18 protein-coding genes are annotated in these 22473 nt (G+C 69.5%); 5 read left to right on the top strand and 13 right to left on the bottom strand.

All coding sequences use genetic code 11. The features are described 5' to 3' along the window. Positions 1-6: 6 nt before the first annotated feature. From ACQW02_RS19235 to ACQW02_RS19215, 5 genes are all read right to left on the bottom strand, one after another. Positions 7-912 (bottom strand): hypothetical protein, encoded by a 906-nt coding sequence (locus ACQW02_RS19235; RefSeq protein WP_431281525.1) that lies wholly within the window; start codon positions 910-912, stop codon positions 7-9. Positions 913-1057: 145 nt separating this feature from the next. Next, entirely contained in the window at positions 1058-2023 is a 966-nt protein-coding gene (locus tag ACQW02_RS19230; protein WP_431281524.1) for an MBL fold metallo-hydrolase, read from the bottom strand. 50 nt (positions 2024-2073) lie between these two features. Further along, a complete protein-coding gene (locus ACQW02_RS19225; RefSeq protein ID WP_431281523.1) occupies positions 2074-3354 on the bottom strand; it encodes a class I SAM-dependent RNA methyltransferase in 1281 nt (426 codons plus the stop codon). A 5-nt stretch (positions 3355-3359) separates the two neighbouring features. After that, on the bottom strand, positions 3360-4577 hold the full coding sequence (locus ACQW02_RS19220; protein ID WP_431281522.1) for an acyl-CoA dehydrogenase: 1218 nt from the start codon (positions 4575-4577) through the stop codon (positions 3360-3362). A 77-nt stretch (positions 4578-4654) separates the two neighbouring features. Next, the gene (locus ACQW02_RS19215) at positions 4655-6577 is read right to left on the bottom strand and encodes a DEAD/DEAH box helicase (RefSeq protein ID WP_431281521.1); all 1923 of its coding nucleotides are present in this window, start codon (positions 6575-6577) and stop codon (positions 4655-4657) included. Positions 6578-6913: 336 nt separating this feature from the next. Here ACQW02_RS19215 and ACQW02_RS19210 point away from each other — a divergent pair, with 336 nt between their 5' ends. The 3 genes from ACQW02_RS19210 to ACQW02_RS19200 all read left to right on the top strand — a co-directional run bounded on the left by ACQW02_RS19210 (position 6914) and on the right by ACQW02_RS19200 (position 10131). Next, on the top strand, positions 6914-7633 hold the full coding sequence (locus ACQW02_RS19210) for an alpha/beta fold hydrolase (RefSeq protein ID WP_431281520.1): 720 nt from the start codon (positions 6914-6916) through the stop codon (positions 7631-7633). Positions 7634-7699: 66 nt separating this feature from the next. Continuing rightward, positions 7700-8089: a PH domain-containing protein gene (locus ACQW02_RS19205; RefSeq protein ID WP_431281519.1), complete on the top strand. Its 390-nt coding sequence runs from the start codon at positions 7700-7702 to the stop codon at positions 8087-8089. Positions 8090-8280: 191 nt separating this feature from the next. Next, a complete protein-coding gene (locus ACQW02_RS19200) occupies positions 8281-10131 on the top strand; it encodes a hybrid sensor histidine kinase/response regulator (protein WP_431281518.1) in 1851 nt (616 codons plus the stop codon). A 6-nt stretch (positions 10132-10137) separates the two neighbouring features. Here ACQW02_RS19200 and parE read toward each other — a convergent pair whose 3' ends face one another. Then, positions 10138-12105 carry a DNA topoisomerase IV subunit B gene (gene parE, locus ACQW02_RS19195; RefSeq protein ID WP_431281517.1) on the bottom strand — a complete coding sequence of 656 codons (1968 nt, stop codon included), beginning with the start codon at positions 12103-12105 and terminating at the stop codon, positions 10138-10140. 141 nt (positions 12106-12246) lie between these two features. Here parE and ACQW02_RS19190 point away from each other — a divergent pair, with 141 nt between their 5' ends. Next, entirely contained in the window at positions 12247-12573 is a 327-nt protein-coding gene (locus ACQW02_RS19190) for an NIPSNAP family protein (protein ID WP_431281516.1), read from the top strand. Positions 12574-12595: 22 nt separating this feature from the next. Here the strand turns inward: ACQW02_RS19190 and argB are convergent, their stop codons facing one another. From argB to ACQW02_RS19160, 6 genes are all read right to left on the bottom strand, one after another. Further along, on the bottom strand, positions 12596-13480 hold the full coding sequence (gene argB / locus ACQW02_RS19185; protein ID WP_431281515.1) for an acetylglutamate kinase: 885 nt from the start codon (positions 13478-13480) through the stop codon (positions 12596-12598). Positions 13481-13607: 127 nt separating this feature from the next. Then, on the bottom strand, positions 13608-14795 hold the full coding sequence (locus ACQW02_RS19180) for a M20 family metallopeptidase (RefSeq protein ID WP_431281514.1): 1188 nt from the start codon (positions 14793-14795) through the stop codon (positions 13608-13610). A 16-nt stretch (positions 14796-14811) separates the two neighbouring features. Next, complete coding sequence (gene cysK, locus ACQW02_RS19175) at positions 14812-15726, bottom strand: cysteine synthase A (RefSeq protein WP_431281513.1); 915 nt, start codon at positions 15724-15726, stop codon at positions 14812-14814. 71 nt (positions 15727-15797) lie between these two features. Beyond that, positions 15798-16847 carry an extracellular catalytic domain type 1 short-chain-length polyhydroxyalkanoate depolymerase gene (locus tag ACQW02_RS19170; protein WP_431281512.1) on the bottom strand — a complete coding sequence of 350 codons (1050 nt, stop codon included), beginning with the start codon at positions 16845-16847 and terminating at the stop codon, positions 15798-15800. Positions 16848-16863: 16 nt separating this feature from the next. Continuing rightward, on the bottom strand, positions 16864-17025 hold the full coding sequence (locus ACQW02_RS19165) for a hypothetical protein (protein ID WP_431281511.1): 162 nt from the start codon (positions 17023-17025) through the stop codon (positions 16864-16866). An 85-nt stretch (positions 17026-17110) separates the two neighbouring features. Next, on the bottom strand, positions 17111-18715 hold the full coding sequence (locus ACQW02_RS19160; protein ID WP_431281510.1) for an MBL fold metallo-hydrolase RNA specificity domain-containing protein: 1605 nt from the start codon (positions 18713-18715) through the stop codon (positions 17111-17113). A 103-nt stretch (positions 18716-18818) separates the two neighbouring features. Here ACQW02_RS19160 and ACQW02_RS19155 point away from each other — a divergent pair, with 103 nt between their 5' ends. Further along, a complete protein-coding gene (locus ACQW02_RS19155) occupies positions 18819-19595 on the top strand; it encodes an LOG family protein (protein WP_431281509.1) in 777 nt (258 codons plus the stop codon). Positions 19596-19615: 20 nt separating this feature from the next. Here the strand turns inward: ACQW02_RS19155 and ACQW02_RS19150 are convergent, their stop codons facing one another. Beyond that, the gene (locus ACQW02_RS19150; RefSeq protein WP_431281508.1) at positions 19616-22405 is read right to left on the bottom strand and encodes a bifunctional diguanylate cyclase/phosphodiesterase; all 2790 of its coding nucleotides are present in this window, start codon (positions 22403-22405) and stop codon (positions 19616-19618) included. Positions 22406-22473: the final 68 nt, after the last annotated feature.

Genomic DNA, 22473 nt, shown 5'->3' with positions numbered 1-22473 from the left:
CACCTTTCAGCCGATGTGTTCGGCGTGGTGCTGCAGATACCATTCGGCGATTTCTTCCCGCGTGGTCCACCACACATCGGGAAATGTCTTGGCGTAGTCGATGAAGTCGCGCAGCGCGCGGATGCGGAAGGGCTGGCCGATGACATGCGGATGCAGGCCGATGTTCATCAACCGGCCGCTGGTCGCGCCCTCCCGATACAGCTCGTTGAACTGTTCGCGGAAGACAGCGAAGGCGCCGTCGACATCCTTGCCCTGGCGGAGGAAGACGGTGAAGTCGTTGACCTCCGACGTATAGGGGATCGACACCATCGGCTTGCCGCTTTCGGTATGGATCAGATAGGGCTGGTCGTCGTTCAGCAGGTCGGTGAAGCAGATCAGCCCTTCCTCGGCCAAAATATCGGCGGTGTTGGGCGTGGAGCGCAGCGAGCAGGACAGCCAGCCGCGCGCGGGCTTGCCGACGACATCCTGGTAGACGCGCAGCGTGTCGCGGATCACCGCGCGCTCGCCTTCGATGTCGAACTGGTAGTTGGTCAGCAGGTCGGTCTGCACGTAGTTGTGCGCCAGGATTTCCCAGCCGCGATCCATCGCGTGCTGCACGACCTCCCGCCGTTCCAGCCCCATCTTCGCGTTCATGGTGCAGGAGGTCGGCACGCCCGCGCGTTCGAAGGTTTCGAACATGCGCCAGACGCCGACGCGCTGGCCGTATTCGCGCCAGGTCCAGTTCGGATTGTCGTAGACATTGCCGGGCAGCATGTCGGTGATGATGGAGGGACCGCCGGGATAGAAGGGTTTCTCGGTGTCCTTCACCTGGTCCCAGTATTCGAAATTGGTCGTCAGCAGCATGGCGATCCGTGCGCCATTCGGCCAGCGCAGCGGCTTGCGGAAGGGCATCGGAACGAAATCATATCGCATCGGGCTTGCTCTCCGAATTTGGAGGAAGCCTAACGCGCGTTGGGCACCGTGACGACGCCCAATCGGCGCGGCCCGAAGACCGGTTGCGCCGCGTTTGCCTGGCCTTGCGGCAGGGCTGCACCGCCCTGCCGCAATGGCGGTGGGGTCAGCCCGCGCTGGACCAGGTGGCCGGCACCAGGCGGTAGCCGTCGGCGGTCTTGACGATGTAGCCGTTGGCCGGGAACGGGAAGTGATAGCCGACGCAGCGCGTGCGGTCGGTCGCGACCTGGTCGAACAGCCGGCGGCGGGTGGCCTCGGCCATGGTGGCGTCCATGTCGAAGCCGATGTGCCAGCCCGGATTGGCCAGGTTGATCGCGGGGTGGTTGGTCACGTCGCCCAGGATGACCAGGCTGTCGCTGCCATCGGCCACGATGAAGGAGGTATGCCCCGGGGTATGGCCCGGGGTCGCGATGGCGCGCACGCCCGGCGCGACCTCGGCCCCCGCGGCGAAACGTTCGGTCTTGGCGGCATAGGGGCCGAAGCGGCGGCGGACATTGGCGAAGGCGCCGCGCATCGCCTCGGGCGCGCGGCCCATCGTCGCGTCATCCATCCAGAAGGCCCATTCGGCTTCGGGCACCAGCACCTGGGCATTGGGGAAGACCGCGCTGTTGTCGGCATTGGTCAGGCCGGTGATGTGGTCGCCGTGGAAATGGCTGATGACGACGCGGGTGACGGCGGCGGGGTCGATGCCGGCGGCGCGCATATTGGCGGTGATCAGCCCGGCGTTCGGGCTGCCCAACTGGCCGCCGGTGCCGGTGTCGAAGACCACGAGGCCCGTGGGGGTTTCGAGGAAGGTGATGGAGAAGGGGATGTCCAGCGCCGGCGGGGCCAGGAAGGCATCGCGCAGGGCGGTGGTCACGGCCTCCGGCGTCGCGTTGCGGACGAAGCCATTGGTGATGTTCGGCGCGCGGTTGAAGCCGTCATGCACGATCGTCGCGGTCTGGCTGCCGACTTTCAGCCGGTAGAAGCCGGGCGCCTGGGCGGCGGGCGCCTGGGCCAATACCATGCGAGGTGCGGCCAGCGCGGTGCCAAGGACGGCGGCGCTGGCAGCAAAAATCTGACGACGTTCCATGACAACTCTCCCTGGGTGGCTGGCAGCATGTCGTGCCGCGCCGCCAGGGATCAAGCCCGCGAAAAAACCAGCACGGATTCGACCTGCGACGACCAGAGGAACTGGTCCACCAGGGTCGCGGCGGTGATGCGGAAGCCGCCCTGGAGCAGGATCTTGGCATCCCGCGCCAGCGCGGTCGGGTTGCAGGAGACGTAGATCACGCAACGGCCCTTGCTGCGCGCCAGCATGGCGCATTGTTCGGCGGCACCGGCGAAGGGCGGGTCCAGCACCACGGCCACGAAGCGGTCGATTTCGGCGGGCAGCAGCGGCTGGCGGGCCAGGTCGCGCTTTACGGCGGCGATGCGCGCCCCGGCACGGCCGGCAGCGGCGGCCAGGGTGGCGACGGCCTCGGCATCGCCTTCATAGGCCGCGATCGAGGCGCGGGTGGCCAAGGGCAGGGAGAGAGTGCCGACGCCAGCATAAAGGTCGGCGATGCGAGATTTTCCGGTCAGCTTGCGCGGCAGGCCGGCGAGGACGGCAGCGATGATCGCGGCCTCGGCGCCGGGGCTTGCTTGCAGGAAGGCGCCGGGCGCGGGGGCCAGCATGGCGCCGGACAGCGACAGGCCCACGGTGCCGGTCTGGGCGGCCATTTCCGGCGGCGCATTGCCCATGGCCCAGGCGATGCGCGGGATCGCGTGCTCGTTGGCGAAGGCGGCGATCAGCCCGCGACCCGGCGCATCCAGCGGCCCATCGGTGCGCAGCAGCAGGTCGGGCCCGGTGTCGAGCAGGTTGACGATGGCGCTGCCGGCGCGGCGCAGCGCCGACAGGCGTTTCAGCATGGCGCGCAGCGGTTCGAACAGCGCGACCAGCCGCGGGTCCAGCACCAGGCAGGTGGACAGGTCCACGACGGCCTGGCTGCCGCGCGCATGCAGCCCGACCGCGACCGAGCCATCGGCGCGGCGCAGCAGGGCGAGGTCGGCGCGGCGGCGGGTGCCGGGCAGGGTCGGCGGGGCGATGGCGATTTCGGGGGTGGCGCCGGCGCGGGACAGCGCCTCGGCCAGGCGGTCGCGTTTCCATTCCAGCCCGGCGGGGATCGACAGGTGCTGCACGGCACAGCCGCCGCAGAGATCCGCGACATGCGGGCAGGGGGGTGTCACGCGGTCGGCGCTTGGGGTGTGGACCGTGATCAGGTCCGCGACCATCGCGTCGCCGCGATGGCCGGTGAAGCGGGCGGTGATGGATTCACCCGGCAGGGCGCCCGCCACGTAGCAGGCCTGCCCATCGGCGCAGGCGCCCACGCCGTCGCCGCTCGCGCCAAGACGCGAGACGGCCAGTTCAACCGTCTCGCTCATGGTTGTCAGCCGAACGCGTTCAGGCCCGTCTGCGCACGGCCGAGGATCAGCGCATGCACATCATGCGTGCCTTCGTAGGTGTTGACGGCCTCAAGGTTCATCGCATGGCGAATGACGTGGTATTCGTCCGACACGCCGTTCCCGCCGTGCATGTCACGCGCCATGCGCGCGATGTCGAGCGACTTGCCGCAGGAGTTGCGCTTGACGAGGGAGATCATCTCCGGCGCCACGCGATGTTCCTCGAACAGCCGGCCGACGCGCAGCACGGATTGCAGGCCGAGGGTGATTTCGGTCTGCATGTCGGCCAGCTTCTTCTGGATCAACTGCGTCTGCGCCAGCGGCTTGCCGAACATCTTGCGGTTCATCGTGTAGTCGCGGGCGGCGTGCCAGCAGAACTCGGCCGCACCCAGCGCGCCCCAGGCGATGCCGTAGCGGGCGCGGTTGAGGCAGGAGAAGGGGCCGGCCAGCGATTTTACACCCGGCAGCATGTTCTCGGCGGGGACGAAGACGTCATCCATCATGATCATGCCGGTGATGGAGGCGCGGAGGCTGAACTTGCCCTCGATCTTGGGGGCGGTCAGGCCCTTCATGCCCTTTTCCAGCAGGAAGCCGCGCAGCACGCCGGCGTCATCCTTGGCCCAGACGACGAAGACATCGGCGATGGGGGAATTGGTGATCCAGGTCTTCGACCCGCTGACGAGATAGCCGCCGTCCACCGACTTGGCGCGGGTGCGCATCGAAGCGGGATCGGAACCGGCATCGGGCTCGGTCAGGCCGAAGCAGCCGACGAATTCGCCGGTGCGCAGCTTGGGCAGGAACTTGTCCTTCTGCGCTTCGGAGCCAAAGGCGTGGATCGGATACATGACCAGGGACGACTGCACGGAAAACGCCGAACGGTAGCCGCTGTCGACGCGCTCAACCTCACGCGCCATCAGCCCGTAGGAGACATAGCCGACGCCGGCGCAGCCGTGGCTGTCGAGCGTGGCGCCCAAGAAGCCTTGCTCGCCAAACTCGTTCATGATTTCGCGGTCGAACGTCTCGTGGCGGTTGGCCATCAGCACGCGCGGCATCAACCGGTCCTGGCAGAAGGCATGGGCCGCGTCGCGGATCATGCGCTCGTCTTCCGTGAGCTGGTCGTTCAGCAGCAGCGCGTCATCCCAGACGAAGGGGGAGGCGGCTTTCTTGGCCGGCGCGGAATCGGGGATCGGGGTCAGGACATTCATGGTGTCGTTCCTCGTTTTGCTACGTCCGATGGCGCGGCAGGGTGGCCCCTGCCGCGCTGCAAGTCACGCCCGCAGTCTCAGGCGGCTTGGGCGGCGGCGGGCGGCGGCGCGTCGGGTTCGGCCGAACGGCGCGGCTTGGGCGTGGGCAGCAGCATGAAGGCAGGGGTGCTGTCGCCAAAGCCCAAGACGCTGGGGCCGAGGTCATCCTGGCGGCGCCGGTCGTCACGGCTGGCGTCGCGGTAGCCTTCGCGCGGTGCCGCGCGGGGCTCGTCGCGGGGCGGGCGGGCGCGGTCGTCGCGGCGGGGCGGGCGGGCCTCCTCGGCGCGGGGCGCGTCGTTGCGCGGCGGGCGGACGGCTTCGGCGCGCAGACGGTCTTCGCGGGGGCGGTCCTCGCGGGGCCGTTCGTCGCGGCGGGGGGCGCGTTCCTCGCGGCGGGGGCGGGGTTCGGCGCCATCGGCCGGGCGGGGCGGGGCGGCTTCGCTGTGGTCGCGCGGCGGGCGAGCCTCGCGGCGCGGGGCGGCCTCGCGGCCGCGGCCACGGGGTGCATCGCGCCCACCGCGGGCGCCGCCGCGGCGGTCGCGGGCGGCGTCGATGTCCTCCTGGGTCGGGGCCTCGACGCCCTCGATCACCAGGGGCGGGATCGGCGCGCCGGTCAGCTTTTCGATGGCGGCGACGTTCTTGGCATCGCCGGGGCCGGCGATCGAATAAGCCTTGCCTTCACGCCCGGCGCGGCCGGTGCGGCCGATGCGGTGGACGTAGTCCTCGGCATGGAAGGGCACGTCGAAGTTGAACACATGGCTCAACCCGCCGATGTCCAGCCCGCGGGCCGCGACGTCGGAGCAGACAAGCAATTGCAACTCACCCGCCTTGAACTTGTTCAAGGTGGCGAAGCGGGCCGACTGGTCCATGTCGCCATGCAGGGCGCCGACGGAAAAACCGTGGCGCTTCAGCGACTTGTAGAGGATATCCACCTCAACCTTGCGGTTGCAGAAGATCAGCGCGTTCTGCACCGTCTCACGCCGCAGCAACTGGCGCAGGACGTCGCGCTTCTCGGCGTCCTTCACCCAGATCACGCCGGCGGTGATGGTCGTGGCGACCGAGGCCGGCCGGCTGACCGTGATCTCACGCGGGTTGCGCAGGAAGGCATCGGCCAGGCGCCGGATTTCCGGCGCCATGGTCGCGGAGAAGAACAGCGTCTGGCGCAGCGGCGGCAGCAGCGAGACGATGCGTTCGACATCGGGGATGAAGCCCATGTCCAGCATGCGGTCGGCTTCGTCGATCACCAGCACCTTGCAATCGGCCAGCAGGATGCGCCCGCGCTCGAACAGGTCCAGCAAGCGGCCCGGGGTGGCGATCAGCACGTCGACGCCGCTGTTCAGCACCGCCTTCTGCTCGTCCATGCTTTCGCCGCCGATCAGCAGCGCATGGACCAGCTTCAGGTGCTTGCCGTACTTCACGAAGTTCTCGGCGACCTGCAGCGCCAGTTCGCGGGTCGGTTCCAGGATCAGGCTGCGCGGCATGCGCGCCTTGGCGCGCGATCCGGTCAGGATATCCAGCATCGGCAGCACGAAGCTGGCGGTCTTGCCCGTGCCCGTCTGGGCGCAGCCGAGCACGTCGCGGCCCATCAGCACGACGGGGATCGCCTGCTCCTGGATCGGGGTCGGGTGCAGGTAGCCGCTGTCGGTGACGGCGCGGACGATTTCGTCGGACAGGCCGAGGTCGGCGAAGAAGACGGTGGGGGCGGTTTCGACCGCCAGGGGCTCGGGGGCCTCCTCTTCCTCGTCATCGGGCAGGTCGGCGGCGAGGGCGTCGATCGTGTCCTGCCCGTCCAGGTCGGCGTCGATCGCGGGGGCGGCAACCTCGGCCACAGTCGCTTCGATGGCTGTCTCTTCGATGGCTGTCTCTTCGACCGCTGGGGCTTCAGCGGCGGCGGCTTCCACGATCGGGGCTTCCGCGGCAGGGGCCTCGGCCTCGGCAGCCGCCTCGATCGGGGTGGGCATGGTCTCGGGAAGCGTCTGCTCCCCTGTCGGAGGCGCTACCTGGGGCGTCGCGTCGTGGGGCGCCGTGGCATCCGCGTCCTTGATGTCGGTCAAATCCGTGTGTCCAGTCGATGAAAGGCGGGCGGGGCGATTGTGACGACCCGCCGCCGGGCCAGGGGTTCCGGGATGGATCCCGGCGCATGGGTGCCAGCGACAAGCAGCCTGCCGCCCTGCGGCGGCGGCCTGACCCATCGGCACACCGGGCGGCATATGCGCCGTCCCCCGCGCAGGCGCAAGTTTTCATGCGCGTTCCGCAAGCGGTTTCCCGCAACAAGGAAGCGTTATAGGCAGGACGCCATGCCAGACCCCATCCCCCTGCTGCTGCTGCCCGGCCTGTTGTGCGATGCCGCCCTGTGGCAGCCGATCCTTCCCGGCCTGTCCGACCTGGCCGAACCGATGGTCGCCGACCTGACGCAGGATGCCTCGGTCGCGGCGATGGCGGCGCGGGCGCTGGCCGCGGCGCCGCCGGTCTTCGCGCTCGCGGGGCTGTCGATGGGGGGGTATGTGGCGCTGGAGATCCTGCGCCAGGCGCCGGAGCGGGTGCTGCGGCTGGCGTTGCTCGATACCTCCGCCAGGGCCGATACCGCCGAACAGTCGCGCCGGCGGCGTGGCTTGATCGGGTTGGCGCGGACCGGGCAGTTCAAGGGCGTGACGCCGCGCCTGCTGCCGCAACTGATCCATCCGCGCCACCAGGGCGGGCCGATCGCGGCGGAGGTGATGGCCATGGCCGACCGGGTGGGCCGCGATGCCTTCCTGCGCCAGCAGGAAGCCATCTTGGGCCGCCCCGATTCCCGCCCGATGCTGCCCGGCCTGCGGATGCCCGTGCTGGTCGGCGTCGGCGCCGAGGACGTGCTGACCCCGCCCCCGCTGGCCGAGGAGATGGCCGGGCTGATCCCCGGCGCGCGGCTGGCGGTGATCCCGAACGCCGGCCACCTGCCGCCGATGGAGGAGCCGGCGGCGATGGCGGCGGTGTTGCGCGACTGGTTGCACGCCTCCCCTTTGCTCCCCGGGGCGTGACCCGATGGGGGCTGGCGCCGGATCGTCACGCCGGAGATAATGCGCCGCACCCAGAAGGAAGCGACGATGTCCGAGGCGGCTGTGGCAACGGCGATGGAAACCAAGCGGTCCTACGGCCCGTTGTGGATGTTCCTGTCGGTCCTGATGCTGGGGCTGCCGTTCCTGGGCCGGCAGAAGATCACGGTGACCAACGAACGCATTGTCATCGAACAGGGCTTCTGGACCAAGGTGCGCGACGATATCGAGGTGTTCCGCATCCGCGACGTCGTGGTGAAGCAGAGCCTGTATCACCGCATGATGGGCATCGGTGACATCGTGATCGGCAGCATGGAAGGCCGCACGTCCGAAAGCCACACGCTGAAGGGGGTCGCCGATCCCGTCGCGTTCAGCGAGACGATCCGCAATGTCTGGAACCATGCGGCCCGGCCCAAGGGGCCGACATCGACGATTGATTGACGCTGCTTGCGGGTGTGCGTCGCGCCACAACCACCCCGCGATAAATTGACCTAATCCACATGATTCGCGTCTATTCGCTCCTGACCATCCGCTGCTAGCCATCATCACGTCGCAGGCACAGCGGGCCGGGTTCAGCCGGGGGGCGAGCAAAACGCAGCCAGTACAACCCACCGCGACGGTGGAGAGGCGTCTTGCACACACCCGCGATCGCACTCTTTGCCATGTCCACCGCGCTGTCGCTGGGCGCCGTGCAGCTTTGGCTCTGGGCCCGGAACCGGGACCAGCGCTGGCTGGCCGACTGGGGCATCGCGCATGTGATCGGCGCCGTCGCCATGCTGCTGCTCGGCGCGCGCGGCGCGATCCCTGACCTGGTTTCGATCAGCATCGCCAATGCGATGCTGCAATTCGCCGCCAGCCTGCTCTACGTCGGCGCCCGCCGGTTCGAGGACAGGTCCGCCGGCCTGGCGGTCGCGGCGATCGGGCCGGCTGTCTGGCTCGCCGCCTGTTCGTCCGACACCTTCATGGCGAGCCTGGAGGCGCGGGCGTTTCTCGCCTCGGCGATCGGGGCGATCTACACAGGGCTGGCGGCCTGGGAATTCCTGCGGCCGCGGGCGGGGGCGGTGTTGCCGTCGCGCGGCGCCGTCGGCCTGGTGCTGGCGGCCGCGGCGGCGGTCCTGGCGGGGCGCGGGCTGGCCAGCATCGCCATCCCGTTGCAGCAGTTGGAGAATGGCTTGCCCGGGGCGGATTGGTTCACCATCGCCACGGCCGCGCAGCTGATGATGCGGACCGCGGCGTCGCTGCTGCTTGTCTCGCTCGCGGCCGAATTGGCCGAAGCGCGGGCCTCGGCATCCCTTGCCGCCAACACCGCGCGCGCCGAAGAAGCGAATGCGCAGAAGACGCTGTTCCTGACCCATATGAGCCATGAGTTGCGCTCCCCGCTGAATACGGTGCTCGGCCTGGCGCAGGTGCTGGCGCGGGACGCGGCGCTTGGCGATGCGCAGCGCGCCCAGGCGCGGGTGATCGAACAGGCCGGGCGGCATGTGCTGGCCATCACCAACGACCTGCTGGACCTGGCGCGGGTCGAGGCGGGGCGGATGGAACTGGCGCCCACTGCCGTGGATACCCGCGTTTTCCTGGCCGATACCGTGGCGCTGATCGCCCCCCAGGCCACGGCCAAGGCGCTGACGCTGTCGGTCGACCTGGCCGATGGCCTGTCGCCGATGGTGCGGGCCGACCCGGTGCGGCTGCGGCAGATGTTGCTGAACCTGCTGGGCAATGCGGTGAAGTTCACCCCCACCGGCGGGCGGATCGCCCTGGCCGCGACATCCTGTGCCGGGCGCATCCGCATCGACGTCATCGACACTGGTCCCGGGGTCGCCGCCGAATTGCAGGCGCGGCTGTTCCAGGATTTTGCCCGTGGGCGCGGCACCGCCGGGATCGAGGGCAGCGGGCTGGGTCTGGCCATCACCGCCGGCCTGGCCAGTGCGATGGGGGGGGATGTGACGCATGGCCCGGGGCCGGGCGGCCAGGGCAGCGTCTTCACCCTGTCGCTGCCGCTGCCCGCCGTGCCGCTGCCGCCTGTACCGCTGCCGCCCGCGGCGCCGGCGCCAGTGCCGGTGGCCGAGGCCGCGCCGGCCGGGCCGCTGCACATCCTGATCGTCGATGACCTGGCCAGCAATCGCCAGGTGCTGGAGGCGCTGCTGATGCTGGCCGGCCACAGGATCAGTCTGGCAGCCTCCGGCGAGGCGGCGCTGGCGATGCTGGCGGGGGGCAACCGCCCCGACGTGGTCCTGATGGATGTGAACATGCCCGGCTTGGGCGGCTGCGCCACCGCCGCGCGCATCCGTGCCATGCAAGGGCCCATCGGCCAGGTGCCCATCATCGCCGTGACCGGGCATACCGATGCGGCGGAGATCGCGGCCTGCCGTGCCGCGGGGATGGATGGGCATGTCGGCAAGCCGGTCGATCTTGCCCTGCTGCGGGCGGAGATCGAAGCGGCGATGACGCGCCCCCCCGCGCCGCCGATGGCGCTGGCGGGCTGAGCGCCGTCAGGCGTCCACCGCCTCCATATCCACGCTGGCCGCATTGTCCTGGATGAAGCGGAAGCGCAGTTCGGGCTTGCGGCCCATCAGCGCCTCGACCAGTTCATTGGTCGTCGCGCGATCCTCGGGGCGCAGCACCACCTGCAACAGGCTGCGGCGGGCGCGGTCCATGGTGGTTTCCTTCAAGGTCGCGGCGGGCATTTCGCCCAGGCCCTTGAAGCGGCTGACTTCCACCTTCTGGTTCGGCTTGAAGGCGGATTTGATCAGTCGTTCGCGGTCAGCGTCGTTCATCGCATAGACCGACTTGCCGCCCGCCTGCAGGCGGAACAGCGGCGGCATGGCGAGGAAGACGCGGCCCTGTTTCACCAGTTCGGGCAATTCCCGGTAGAAGAAGGTCATCAGCAAGGCGGCGATATGCGCGCCATCCACGTCGGCGTCGGTCATGATGACGACGCGGCCGTAGCGCAGCCGGGCGATGTCGAATTTATCCCCCACGCCGCAGCCCAGGGCCTCGATCAGATCCTTCAATTCCTGGTTCTGCCGCAGCTTTTCGGTGGTGGCCGAGGCGACGTTCAGGATCTTGCCGCGCAGGGGGAGGACGGCCTGGGTTTCGCGGTCGCGGGCCTGCTTGGCGGACCCGCCGGCGCTATCGCCCTCGACCAGGAAGAGTTCCGTGCCGTCGATGCCTTCCTTGGCGCAATCGGCCAGTTTGCCGGGCAGGCGCAGTTTGCGGGTAGCGGTCTTGCGCGGGGTGTCGCGGGATTCCTTGCGGCGGATGCGTTCTTCCGCGCGCTCCATCGCGAAGGCCAGGAGATTGTCGGCGGAGCCGGGGTCGCCGGTCAGCCAATGGTCGAAGCGATCGCGCAGCGCGGCCTCGACATATTTGGTCGCGTCGGCGCTGGTCAGCTTGTCCTTGGTCTGGCCCTGGAACTGCGGGTCGCGCAGGAAGACCGACAACATACCGGCCAGGCCACCAAAAAGGTCCTCGGCGGTGATGGTGGCGGCGCGCTTTTCCTTCTTGAGTTCGCCATAGGCGCGCAGGCCCTTGACCAGGGCCGCGCGCAGCCCGGCTTCATGCGTGCCGCCCTGCGGCGTCGGGATGGTATTGGCGTAGAGGTTCAGGAACCCCTCGCCCTGGTCCAGCCAGGTCATCGCCCATTCCACGCGGCCCTGGCTGTCGGGGAAATCCGCCTCGCCAGCCCAGGGGGAGGGCACGACGCCGCGGCGGCTTTCGACCGCGGCGGTCAGGTAGTCCAGCAGCCCGCCGGGGAAATGCAGTTCGGCATTCGCCGGCACCTCCTCCGTCGCCAGCGAGGGGTCGCAGGCCCAGCGGATGGTCACGCCCTTGAACAGATAGGCTTTTGACCGGCACAGGCGGAACAGGCGCGCGGCCTTGAAGGGCTGCGGGCCAAAAATCTGTTCGTCGGGGTGGAAGCGGATGGTGGTGCCGCGGCGGTTCTGCACCGGGCCGGCGTTCTTCAGCGGGCCCTGCGGCTTGCCGCGGGAGAAACCCATGGTGAAGAGGGTGCGGTCGCGGGCGACCTCCACCTCCATCGTGTCGGACAGGGCGTTGACCACGCTGGAGCCGACGCCATGCAAGCCGCCGGATGTCGCATAGGCCTTGCCGGAGAACTTGCCGCCCGAATGCAGGGTGGTGAAGATCACCTCCAGCGCCGATTGCTTCGGGAACTTCGGGTGTGGATCGGTCGGGATGCCGCGGCCATTGTCGCGCACGGTCAGCCAGTTGCCGGCGTCGAGCGTCATCTCGATGCGGCTGGCATGCCCGGCGACGGCCTCGTCCATCGCATTGTCCAGGATTTCGGCGGCCAGATGGTGCAGCGCGTTTTCGTCGATGCCGCCGATATACATGCCGGGGCGGCGGCGCACGGGTTCCAGACCCTCCAGGACCTCGATGTCCTTGGCGGAATAGGCTTCCTCGGCGGCTTTCTGGGTGCGGGCGAAAAGGTCGCTCATAGGTCCATGTTCATGCTGTGTTCTCGCTATCGGGGGGAGGATAGCGACCGGGCGCGGGGCGGACAACCACGCCGGCGAGTCGCGCCGGGGCATTCTGCGGGGCGCGGCGGCGTGTTACGCCAAGGGATCGGAGGACACGCCATGCTGCACGAACTGCGTATCTACACCTGCCTGCCAGGCCGCCTGCCGGCGCTGTTGCAGCGTTTCGAGAAGGCGACCCTGGCGATCTGGGCGCGCCATGGCATCCGCCAGGCGGGGTTCTGGACGGTGGAGATCGGGCCGTCGAACCTGGCGCTGTACTACATGCTGGCCTGGGACTCGCTGGCCGAGCGGGAGCGGCTGTGGGGCGCCTTCCAGGCCGATCCGGAATGGATCGCAGCCCGGGCCGCGAGCGAAGCCGATGGGCCGATCCTGGCGAATGTCGCGAGCTCGATCCTGCGGCCGACGGGGTTTTCGTCGGTGCGGTAAGGGTCGGGGGCGCCCCGCGGCCTCAGGGCCGGATCAGGGTGCCCGCGCCGCCATCGGTGAAGAGTTCCGCCAGCACGGCATGGGGCACGCGGCCGTCCAGGATGACCGCGCCCTTCACGCCGCGTTCGATCGCGTAGATGCAGGTTTCGACCTTGGGGATCATGCCGCCCGAGATCATGCCGCTGGCGATGCCGGCATGCGCCTCGGCCACCGTCATCTCGGGGATCAGGCGCTTTTCGCCATCCAGCACGCCGGCGACATCGGTCAGCATCAGCATGCGTTCGGCGTTCAGCGCCCCGGCGATGGCGCCGGCGACGGTGTCGGCGTTGATGTTCCAGGTCTGGCCATCGTCGGAAATGCCGACCGGCGCGATGACGGGCACGATATGCGCGCCGATCATCAGGTCCAGCACGCGCGTGTCCACATGTTCGGGTTCGCCGACGAAGCCGAGGTCGAGGACCTGTTCGATGTTGCTGCCCGGATCGCGCAGGACACGGGACAGTTTGCGGGCGCGGATCAGCCCGCCATCCTTGCCGGAAATGCCCACGGCAATGGCGCCGGCGCGGGTGATCGCCTCGGCCACCTGTTTGTTGACGGGGCCGGCTAGCACCATTTCCACCACGTCGAGCATGGCCGCATCGGTGACGCGCAGGCCCTGCACGAAGGTGGATTTCACATCCAGCCGCTTCAGCATCGAATTGATCTGCGGCCCGCCGCCATGGACCACGACGGGCTTGATGCCGACCTGTTCCAGCAGCGCGATATCGCGGCCGAAGCGCAGGGCGGTTTCTTCCTCACCCATCGCGTGCCCGCCGTATTTCACCACGACGATCTTCTCGTCGTAGCGCTTCAGGAAGGGCAGGGCTGCGGCCAGGATGGTCATGCGGTCGCGCGCTTCGTCGGTCATGGCAATCCTTCTCCCAGCCCCCGCGGGGAGGTGGCGTGGTGGTAGGGCGGGGCTGGCGTGGGGGTCAAGCGGGGGGGCTGTGTGCTTCACCGGCCTGTCACAAGGTGCTGTCGTCCGGGCGGGCGGGCTACAGCCCCGCCGCCTCCAGCCCGAAGATCGCGCGGGCTGCCGCCTGGGCGCGGGGCACCATGCTGGCCACGACCATGAATTCATCGGGGCTATGCGCCTTGCCGCCGACCGGGCCGACCGAACACAGGGTCGGTGCGCCGACCGCGGCGGTGAACCCGCTGTCGGCGCAGCCGCCGGAGAATTCGCCGGCCGCCGTAAAGCCGGTGGCCTCGGCGGCCGCCTGGTAGGTTTCGAACAGTTTCTTGGCCGCCGGGCTTTGGGTCAGCGGCAGGAATTCCCCGCGGATGGTCAGGCGGGCCTTGGTGCCGGGGATGAAGGATTTTTCGACGATGGCGGCGATCGCGGCCATCACCTCCGCCCGGTCGTCGGGGTTGATGTAGCGCAGGTCGATCTGGCCCTGGGCGGAGGGGGCGACGGTGTTCACGCTCTGCCCGCCGGTGATGAGGCCGACGTTCAGGGTGATGCCACGCGCGAGATCGGTCAGCGCGTGGATGGCGGTGATCTTTTGGGCCAATTCGCCGATGGCGCTGATCCCGTATTCGTAGTTGCCGCCGGAATGGGCGGCGCGGCCTTCGATATCCATCGCCATGAAGACGCCGCCCTTGCGGCCGGTCACGACCGCGCCCGTCGGGCGGCCGGGTTCGCTGTTCAGGACGACGCGGGCGGACCGGGCCTCGGCCTCGATCACGCGGCGGCCTTCCGGCGATCCGATTTCCTCATCGCCGGTGAACAGCCCGACCAGCGGGCCGGGGGCGCCGCCGTGCTTGTGGAAGGCGGCGAGCAGGAACAGGTTCATCACCAGCCCCGCCTTCATGTCGCAGACCCCGGGGCCGGAGGCGATGCCGTCGACGATGGTGAAGGGGCGGCGGTTGGGCTCGCCCTTGGGGAAGACCGTGTCGCGGTGGCCCATCAGCACGATGTTCTGCTGGCGGTTGCCGCTGGACAGGGCGGTGCCGCCCGCCACCGTCGCCCGCAGGCAGTCGCCATAGAGCGTGCCGGGCACGGTCTCCACGGGGATGCCGTGCTCGGCGCAGAAGGTTTTCACGATCCCGCCGACCGCATCGACCCCCGCCTTGTCGTAGCTGCCGCCATCGGTGTTCACCATGCGGGCGAGCAACTCGATCATGGCGTCGCCCTGGGTCGCCAGCCAGGCGGTGATGGCGGCTTCGGGCGCTTGCGTGTTCATGGCGGGGGCCTTTTGGCTATTCGGGCAGGAAGTCGGGGACGGAAAGGTAGCGCTCCCCGGTGTCGTAGTTGAAGCCCAGGACCCGCGCACCCTTCGGCAAGTCCGGCAGTTTCTGGGCGATGGCGGCCAGGGTGGCGCCGGAGGAGATGCCGACCAGGATGCCTTCCTCCCGTGCCGAGCGGCGGGCGTAGTCCTTCGCATCATCGGCGCTGACCTGGATCACCCCGTCCAGCAGCGCGACATGCAGGTTGGCCGGGACAAAACCCGCGCCGATGCCCTGGATCGGGTGCGGCGTATGCACCCCGCCCGAGATGACCGGCGATGCGCTGGGTTCCACCGCAAAGACCTTCAGGCCCGGCCAGAGGGGTTTGAGCACCTGCGCAACCCCGGTGATGTGCCCGCCGGTGCCGACGCCGGTGATGATCGCATCCAGCCCATCCGGGAAATCGGCCAGGATCTCCTGGGCCGTGGTGCTGGCGTGGATGGCGATATTGGCCGGGTTGTCGAATTGCATCGGGATCCAGGCGCCGGGGATGGTGGCGGCCAGTTCCTCGGCCCGCGCGATCGAGCCCTTCATGCCGAGTGCGCGCGGCGTCAGTTCGAAGGTGGCGCCATAGGCCTGCATCAGCCGGCGCCGTTCGATGGACATGCTGTCGGGCATGACCAGGATCAGCGTGTAGCCCTTCACCGCCGCGGCGATCGCCAGGCCGATGCCGGTGTTGCCGGAGGTCGGTTCGATGATGGTCCCGCCTGGCTTCAGGCGCCCATCGGCCTCCGCGGCCTCGACCATCGACATCCCGATGCGGTCCTTGATGGAGCCACCGGGGTTGCTGCGTTCCGACTTGATCCAGACCTCCGCCGCGCCGAACAGGCGGTTGATCCGGATATGCGGCGTATTGCCGATGGTGCCGAGGATGTTCTGGGCCTTCATGGCGGGCGGACCTCTTCTTGGGGGCGTCGGGGCAGGCTAGCGCGGTTTTGCGCCACTGCGATCCCGCACTGTCAGCCCATCGCCGGGTCGATGCCCCAGAAGGCCGCGATGTGGCGGGCGGCGGGCAGGCCCGCTTCCAGCACCCAGGGGCCCGGACGGCCGCCGCCCGGGGCGGCCTGCTGGATCGGGAAGCCATGCCCCAGGCCGGCGATGGTCCAGAGTTCGACGGCCGGCCGCGCCGCGCGGCCCCATGTGCGGCGACGGATGCCGGGGGCCACGGCCGCATCGGTGGCGGGATCGGGGTCGAGCCCGTGCAGACCGCTCCATTGCGCGGCCAGGACCTCGGCATTGGCGGGGTTCACCGTGCGGTCCTGCTCGCCCTGCCAGATCGACAGGCGGGGCCAGGGCTGTTTTCCGCGTGGTGGGGCCGAGGCATGGACTGCCGCGACCAGGCCGGCGCGGCTGCGGTAGGGGTCGGCGCGGTGCATCCGCAGCAGCGCCATCGGCCCCGAACTGGCTGTCCCAGCCGGCATGCCCGCCACGCAAGCACCGCCGGCAAAAACCGCCGGATAGGCTGCCAGCATGGCCACCGCCATGGCCCCGCCGGCGGACAGGCCAACGATGAACAGGCGCCGCCGGTCGGTGCCAAAATGCCGGGTCGCGGCGCGCACCATCTGGCGGATCGACATCGCCTCGCCCCCGCCACGGCCGGTGTCGCTCGGGCGATACCAGTTGAAGCAGCGGTGGCGGTTGTTCAGCGTGCTCTGTTCCGGCAGCAGCAGCGGGATCCGCAATCGATCCGCCAAGGCCAGCCAGCCGGCATCCGTGGCAAAAGCCTCGGCCCCCTGGCGGCAGCCGTGCAGCACGACGATCAGCGGCGCGCCCGGCCTGGGCGGCCGGGCGGGGGCGTAGACCAGCATACGCAACCCGCCGGGATTGCTGCCGAAGGCCGGAATCTCGGTGATCCGCCCGGGCGGGATGGACGCCTTGGGCACCGCCCGTGGCGGCGCGCGCAAAGGCTTGGGCGGTGGTGCCCAGGCCAGCGACGCCAGGCGGGTGGCCACCCTCCCAAAGCTGCTCAGCATCCCCGCGGCCGAGGACGGCTTCCTTGTCCAGATCATGGCTTGCGCCCGGCCGTCACCGCCCCTTCGGCCCCCGGAACAGTGCGCGTGTCCAGAAGCTGGTGACGGCGCTGGCGGCCTTCTTGGTCGCCGCGGCCTGCTGGCGGCGCGCGGCCGACATCGCAAGCCCCCGGCCGGTATTGGCGACGCGGTTCGCGGTGCTGAGCCAGAGGCTCATGAATGGATTCTTGCGGGGCAAGATGGTGTCCCTTTCGACTGAGCAGGTGCAGCATAACGCCCCCACGGCCGACGCGGTTGCCTTGTTACCGGCCCCGGTTCAGCAGCGCCTGGCGCAACCGGTCCAGCACCGCGGCGCGCGTCGTGTCGTCGTGGGCGTCGTCCAGCGCTTCCTCGATGCCCAGCAGCAGGGCGGCACGGTCATTGTGCCAATCCGGTTGGCCGAGCTGTTCGCGCCGCGCGCGGCGGGCGGGGGCGGCGGGGTCGCGCGTGGCGACGGCGCCGGGTTCCAGGTGGAAGACCTCATCCAACAGCGGGCGGATCACCGCGGTATCGGGCAGCAGGCCGCGGCCGGTGATGCGCTGGGCCAGGCCCTCGATCGCCTCCTCCTCGCCATGCACGAGGAAGGCGCTGCCGTGGATCGGCGCACGGGCGGCGACCCAGCGGCCGAGTTCGGGACCGTCGGCATGGCCGGAATAGCCCTCGATCGCGGCGATATGGGCGGCGACCTTGACCGTCTCGCCCTGGATGCGGACCAGGGCGGCGCCATCCTGCAATAGCCGCCCCAAGGTGCCGGTCGCCTGGAAGCCGACCAGGGCGACCACCGTCCGTGGGTCCCATAGCCGTGCCTTGAGGTGGAAGCGGATGCGCCCGGCCTCGCACATGCCGCTGCCGGCCAGCACGATGTGGAACCCGTCCTGCCGCGCGATGGTCCGGCTGACCGCCGCATCCAGCACGTAGCGGACGCGGGGCGACGTCAGGGCGGCGCGCAAGGCGGTACCGTCGTCGAGCGATTTGGCGTGGCGCTGGAACACACCGCTGGCGCGGGTCGCGAGCGGGGAGTCCAGATGGATCACCGCGGGCGGCACCTGGCTTGTGTCCATCAGGGTGACCAGGTCGAGCATCACCTCCTGCGCGCGTTCCACGGCAAAGGTCGGGATCAGCAGCGCGCCGTTCTGCCGCGCCGCCCTGCGCACCAGTTCCGCCAGCGCGGCGCGGCGGGTGGTGGGCGAAACCGGGGGGCGTGCCTCGTCGCCATAGGTGGATTCGACGATGACGTGGTCGACGCCGCCCTCGGGGCCGCTCGGCCCGGGCTGCAGCATGCCGGCATCCGGCCCAATATCGCCCGAGACAAGGACACGCATCGGCGCGGCGCCGGCCTGCGCGAATTCCAACTCGATCGAGGCCGAGCCCAGCATGTGCCCGGCATTCCAATAGCGCGCCCGGACCCCGCGCAGCGGTTCGAACCAGTCGTCGTAGGGCACCGTGTCGAAGACCGTCATGCAGCGTTCGGCATCGTCGGCGGTATAGATCGGCCGCACCGGGGCGATGCCGCGACGGCGGTTGCGGCGGTTCAGCCCCTCGACCTCCATTTCCTGGATGTGCCCGGCGTCGGGCAGCAGGCAGGAACACAAGTCCACGGTCGGCCGCGTGGCATGCACGCGGCCGCCAAACCCCTGCTTGACCAGGCGGGGCAGCAAGCCGCTGTGGTCGATATGGGCATGCGTCAGCAAGACCGTGTCGATGCCGTGCGGATCGAAGGGGAAAGGTTCGTAATTCAGCGCCTTCAGCGATTTCGGACCCTGGAACATGCCGCAATCGACCAGGAACTTGCCGGCCGGCGTGTCGAACAGCAGGCACAGCCCCGTCACGGTGCGCGCGGCGCCGCAGACCTGCAGGGTGACGGCCATCGGGCTTCTCCGTCGCGGCGGTTGTTTCGCGCCGTCCTCGTTCGGTTCACGATAGCCGCGGCGTTGCGTCCACGCCACAAGATCGACCCGGGAGGTGCCGCCCATGCGCCGCAAGACCCATCGCACCGGCGGGCCGCGCGCCACGGACCCCCGGGACTGGCCCAGCTACCGACTGGCGGTGATGGACGAGGATTTCCTGCTGAGCCCGGCCATGCGCGGGGTGCGGTTGCAGATGGAATGCACCAAGGCCGATGACGCGCTGCGCGCGGCCGGCATCCGATCGACGCTCGTGGTCTTCGGCAGCGCCCGCATCACCGAGGACGGGCCGGGGCGCCAACCCGCCTGGTATGCCGAGGCCCGGCGTTTCGGCCGCATCGCGTCGGAGCGCGGCGGCGCGCTGTATCCGGTCGCCGGCGTGCGGGACAATGTCATCGCGACCGGGGGCGGCTCGGGCATCATGGAGGCCGCCTGCCGCGGCGCGCATGACGCCGGCGCCCCGGCCATCGGCTTCAACATCCGCCTGCCGCTGGAACAACTGCCGAACGCCTATACCACGCCCGAACTGACCTTCCAGTTCCACTACTTCGCCATACGCAAGCTGCACCTGGCGATGCGGGCGCGGGCGCTGATCGTCTTCCCCGGCGGCTTCGGCACGCTGGATGAACTGTTCGAACTGCTGACCCTGCGGCAGACCCGGCGCGTTGGCGCGGTGCCGATCATCCTGATGGACGAAGCCCATTGGCGCCGCATCGTCGACTGGCAGGCACTGGTGGAGACGGGGATGATCGAGCGGCAGGATCTGTCGCTGGTGCATTTCGCCGAGGATGCGGAAGCCGCCTGGCAAGTGCTGGAGACGGGTGGCGTGGTGGTGCGGGTCTAGACTCGTGATCGCTTCGCGATTCAGCGCAAGGCGTTGTTGTTCTGGCCCGAGGCCGACAGCCTGGCGACATCCCCGCGCCGGCTTGCGCGTTGCCACAGGCCTTCGCGGGCGACCTCACCCGTTTCGGGGCGGCCGAGCAGGTAGCCTTGCACCCGGTCGCAGCGCAGGTGGCGCAGCATCGTCAATTGTTCCTGCGTTTCCACCCCTTCGCCGACCACGTCCAGGCCGAGGGCGCGCGACATCGCCAGCATCGCCTCGACCAGCGCCCGCGCCTGGCGATCGCTGCTGAGCGCGCGCAAAAAACTGCGGTCGATCTTCACCGCGTCGAAGGGGAAGCCGCGCAGGTAGCTGAGGTTGGAATTGGCGGTGCCGAAATCGTCGAGCACCATCCGCACGCCGAGCGCGCGCAGCGCCTGCATCACGCCGACGACATGGTCGTTCTGTTCCAGCAGCAGCCCTTCGGTCAGTTCCAGCTCCAGCCGCGATGCGGCAAGGCCGGTGCGCAGCAGCACGTCACGCACGAAGCCCAGCAGGTCGGGGTCGCGGAACTGCGCGGGGGAAAGGTTGACGGCGACGCGGACCGGCAGCGCCCAGGCCGCGGCCTCGGCGCAGGCGGCCTCCAGCGCCCAGCGGCCCAGATCGACGATCAACCCGGTCTGTTCGGCCAGGGGGATGAATTCGCCGGGCGACACCGCACCGCGCAACGGGTGGTCCCAGCGCAGCAGCGCCTCGAAGGCGACGGGTTCGGTGGTGTTGACGTCGCAGATCGGCTGGTAGGCGAGGGTGAAGCGCCGCTTCGCCACCGCCTCGCGCAGGTCGGTCTCCAGCGCCATGCGCTGGCGTTCGCGGTCGCCGATGTCGCTGGTATAGGCACACCAGCGGTTCCGCCCGCCGGCCTTGGCCTGGTACAGCGCCGCATCGCCGTTGCGCAGCAATTGTTCGACCGTGCCGCCGTCGAGCGGATAGGCGGCGATGCCGATCGACACGCCGACCATCACCCGGTGCCCGGCGATCGTATGCGGCTGGCGCACCGCATCCAGCAGGCGCTGGGCCACCCGTGCCGCGCGCTCCATGTCGGTCCTGCCCAGCACGATCGAGAATTCGTCGCCGCCCATGCGGGCCAGCAGGTCGACGTCACGCAAGACCTCCCGCATGCAGGCGGCGACGCGTTGCAGCAGCAGGTCGCCGACCTCGTGCCCATGCGTGTCGTTGACGGCCTTGAAGCCATCCAGGTCGAGGCAGAGCACCGACAGGGTCTCACCCCCGCGTTGGGCCGTCAGCAGCGCCTTGTCCAGCCTTTGGCCGAAGCCGTTGCGGTTGGCCAGGCCGGTCAACTGGTCGTGCGATGCGGCCAGGGCCAGCATGCCCTCGGCCTCCGCCCGCGCGGTGATGTCGGTATAGGTGCGGACCATGCCGCCGCCCGGCAGCGGGACGCTGCGGATTTCCAGGGTCGTGCCATTCGGCCGCCGGCGTTCGTAGGTCACCGGATCGATGAATGTCTCGCCGCGGCCGATGGTTTCGCGCTGGGCCGGCGACAGGTTGTCGAACTCGCCGTTGGTACGCTGGAAGGCCGCGATCTCGGCGAAGCGCATGCGGCCGTCGAACATCTCCGGCGGCAGGTCCAGCAGGTGCGAGGCGCGGCGGTTCGCCACCGCGACACGCCCCTGGCCATCGACCATGAGGATGCCCTGGTTCATGTGTTCCAGCGTGGTGCGCAGGATCTGCGTGGTTTCGGTCAATCGCGTCTCGCTGGCCTCCAGCGCGGTGGATTTTTCGCGCAGGCGGGTTTCGCTCGCGCGCAAGGCGATGCTGTGCGCGACGGCGCGGCGATGCGCGCGGGTGATGGCGGTGAACTGCCGGTTCAGCACAATGGCCAGGTAGGCGGTCAGCAGGCTGGCGACGACCACCGCCGCCGCCAGCGCCATCACCTGGCGCTGCCAGCGCCATAGCACCGCGGTTTCAAGCCGGGTCGCGTTGACGAACATGCCGTAGCCGGGGACGGGCCGGACATAGACGAAGCGCTCGCCGTGGTCGTCCAGCGTTCCGGGCGACAGGTAGCCGCCGCCGCCGGCGGCACTGGTGGCGTACCAGCCCGGTGCGGTCAGCACTTCGCCGACAGTGCCGTCCGGCGGCGGCGGGAAGCGCTTCAGCACCGCGCCATCGGCCCGCGCCATCGTGACGCCGGTGCCCTCCAGGAAACCGGCGGCGGCGAACACCTCGTCAAAATAGGCCAGGTTGATGGCGGCGTTCACCACGCCCACGAAACTGCCGTCCGCCGCAGTCAGGCGCCGCGCGAGGTAGACCGTCTGGTCGCCATTGACCCGGTTGATCACGGCTTCGGAGACGAAGGCCCGGCGGTCGTCGGTGTTGAGGAAGTGGCGAAAATACATCCGGTCGCCCAGGGCCGTCCGCCGTGGCGGCCAAACGCGCGTGGCGTTGATCGACACCCCGGCGGCATCGAGGATGGTCATGGCTTCGACTTGCGGCAGGTTCGCGATGCGCCGGATCAGCGCCATATGCGCGACCTCGGTGCTGAAATCCGGCACCAGGCCTTCTTCGGCCGAGGCGACGGTCATCTCGACCTGCTCGACTACCGCCTGCAGCATCAGGTCGGCGGCCTGGAACGCCCGTGCCGCCTGTTCGGCCAGCATCACCGACAGCCGGCGCAGGTCGCCCTCGGTTTCGACGATGGCGGCCTGGCGCAGCGACCAGGCGGCGCCAAGGGCGGCGACCGAGATAAGCATGATGATGCCGAAGGCGCCGCGGCGGATCCGGCGTCGGCGCCGTCGATCGGCTTGCGCATTGGGCATGGCGAACTCCCGCCGGTCCCGCACCGGCGAAACCCCGTTAACATGAGTATGGCGGCTTGGGGGAGGCC

Source organism: Humitalea sp. 24SJ18S-53, from assembly GCF_050632385.1.
Lineage (GTDB): Bacteria > Pseudomonadota > Alphaproteobacteria > Acetobacterales > Acetobacteraceae > Humitalea.
This window is presented reverse-complemented; position numbering and strand designations above follow the sequence as displayed.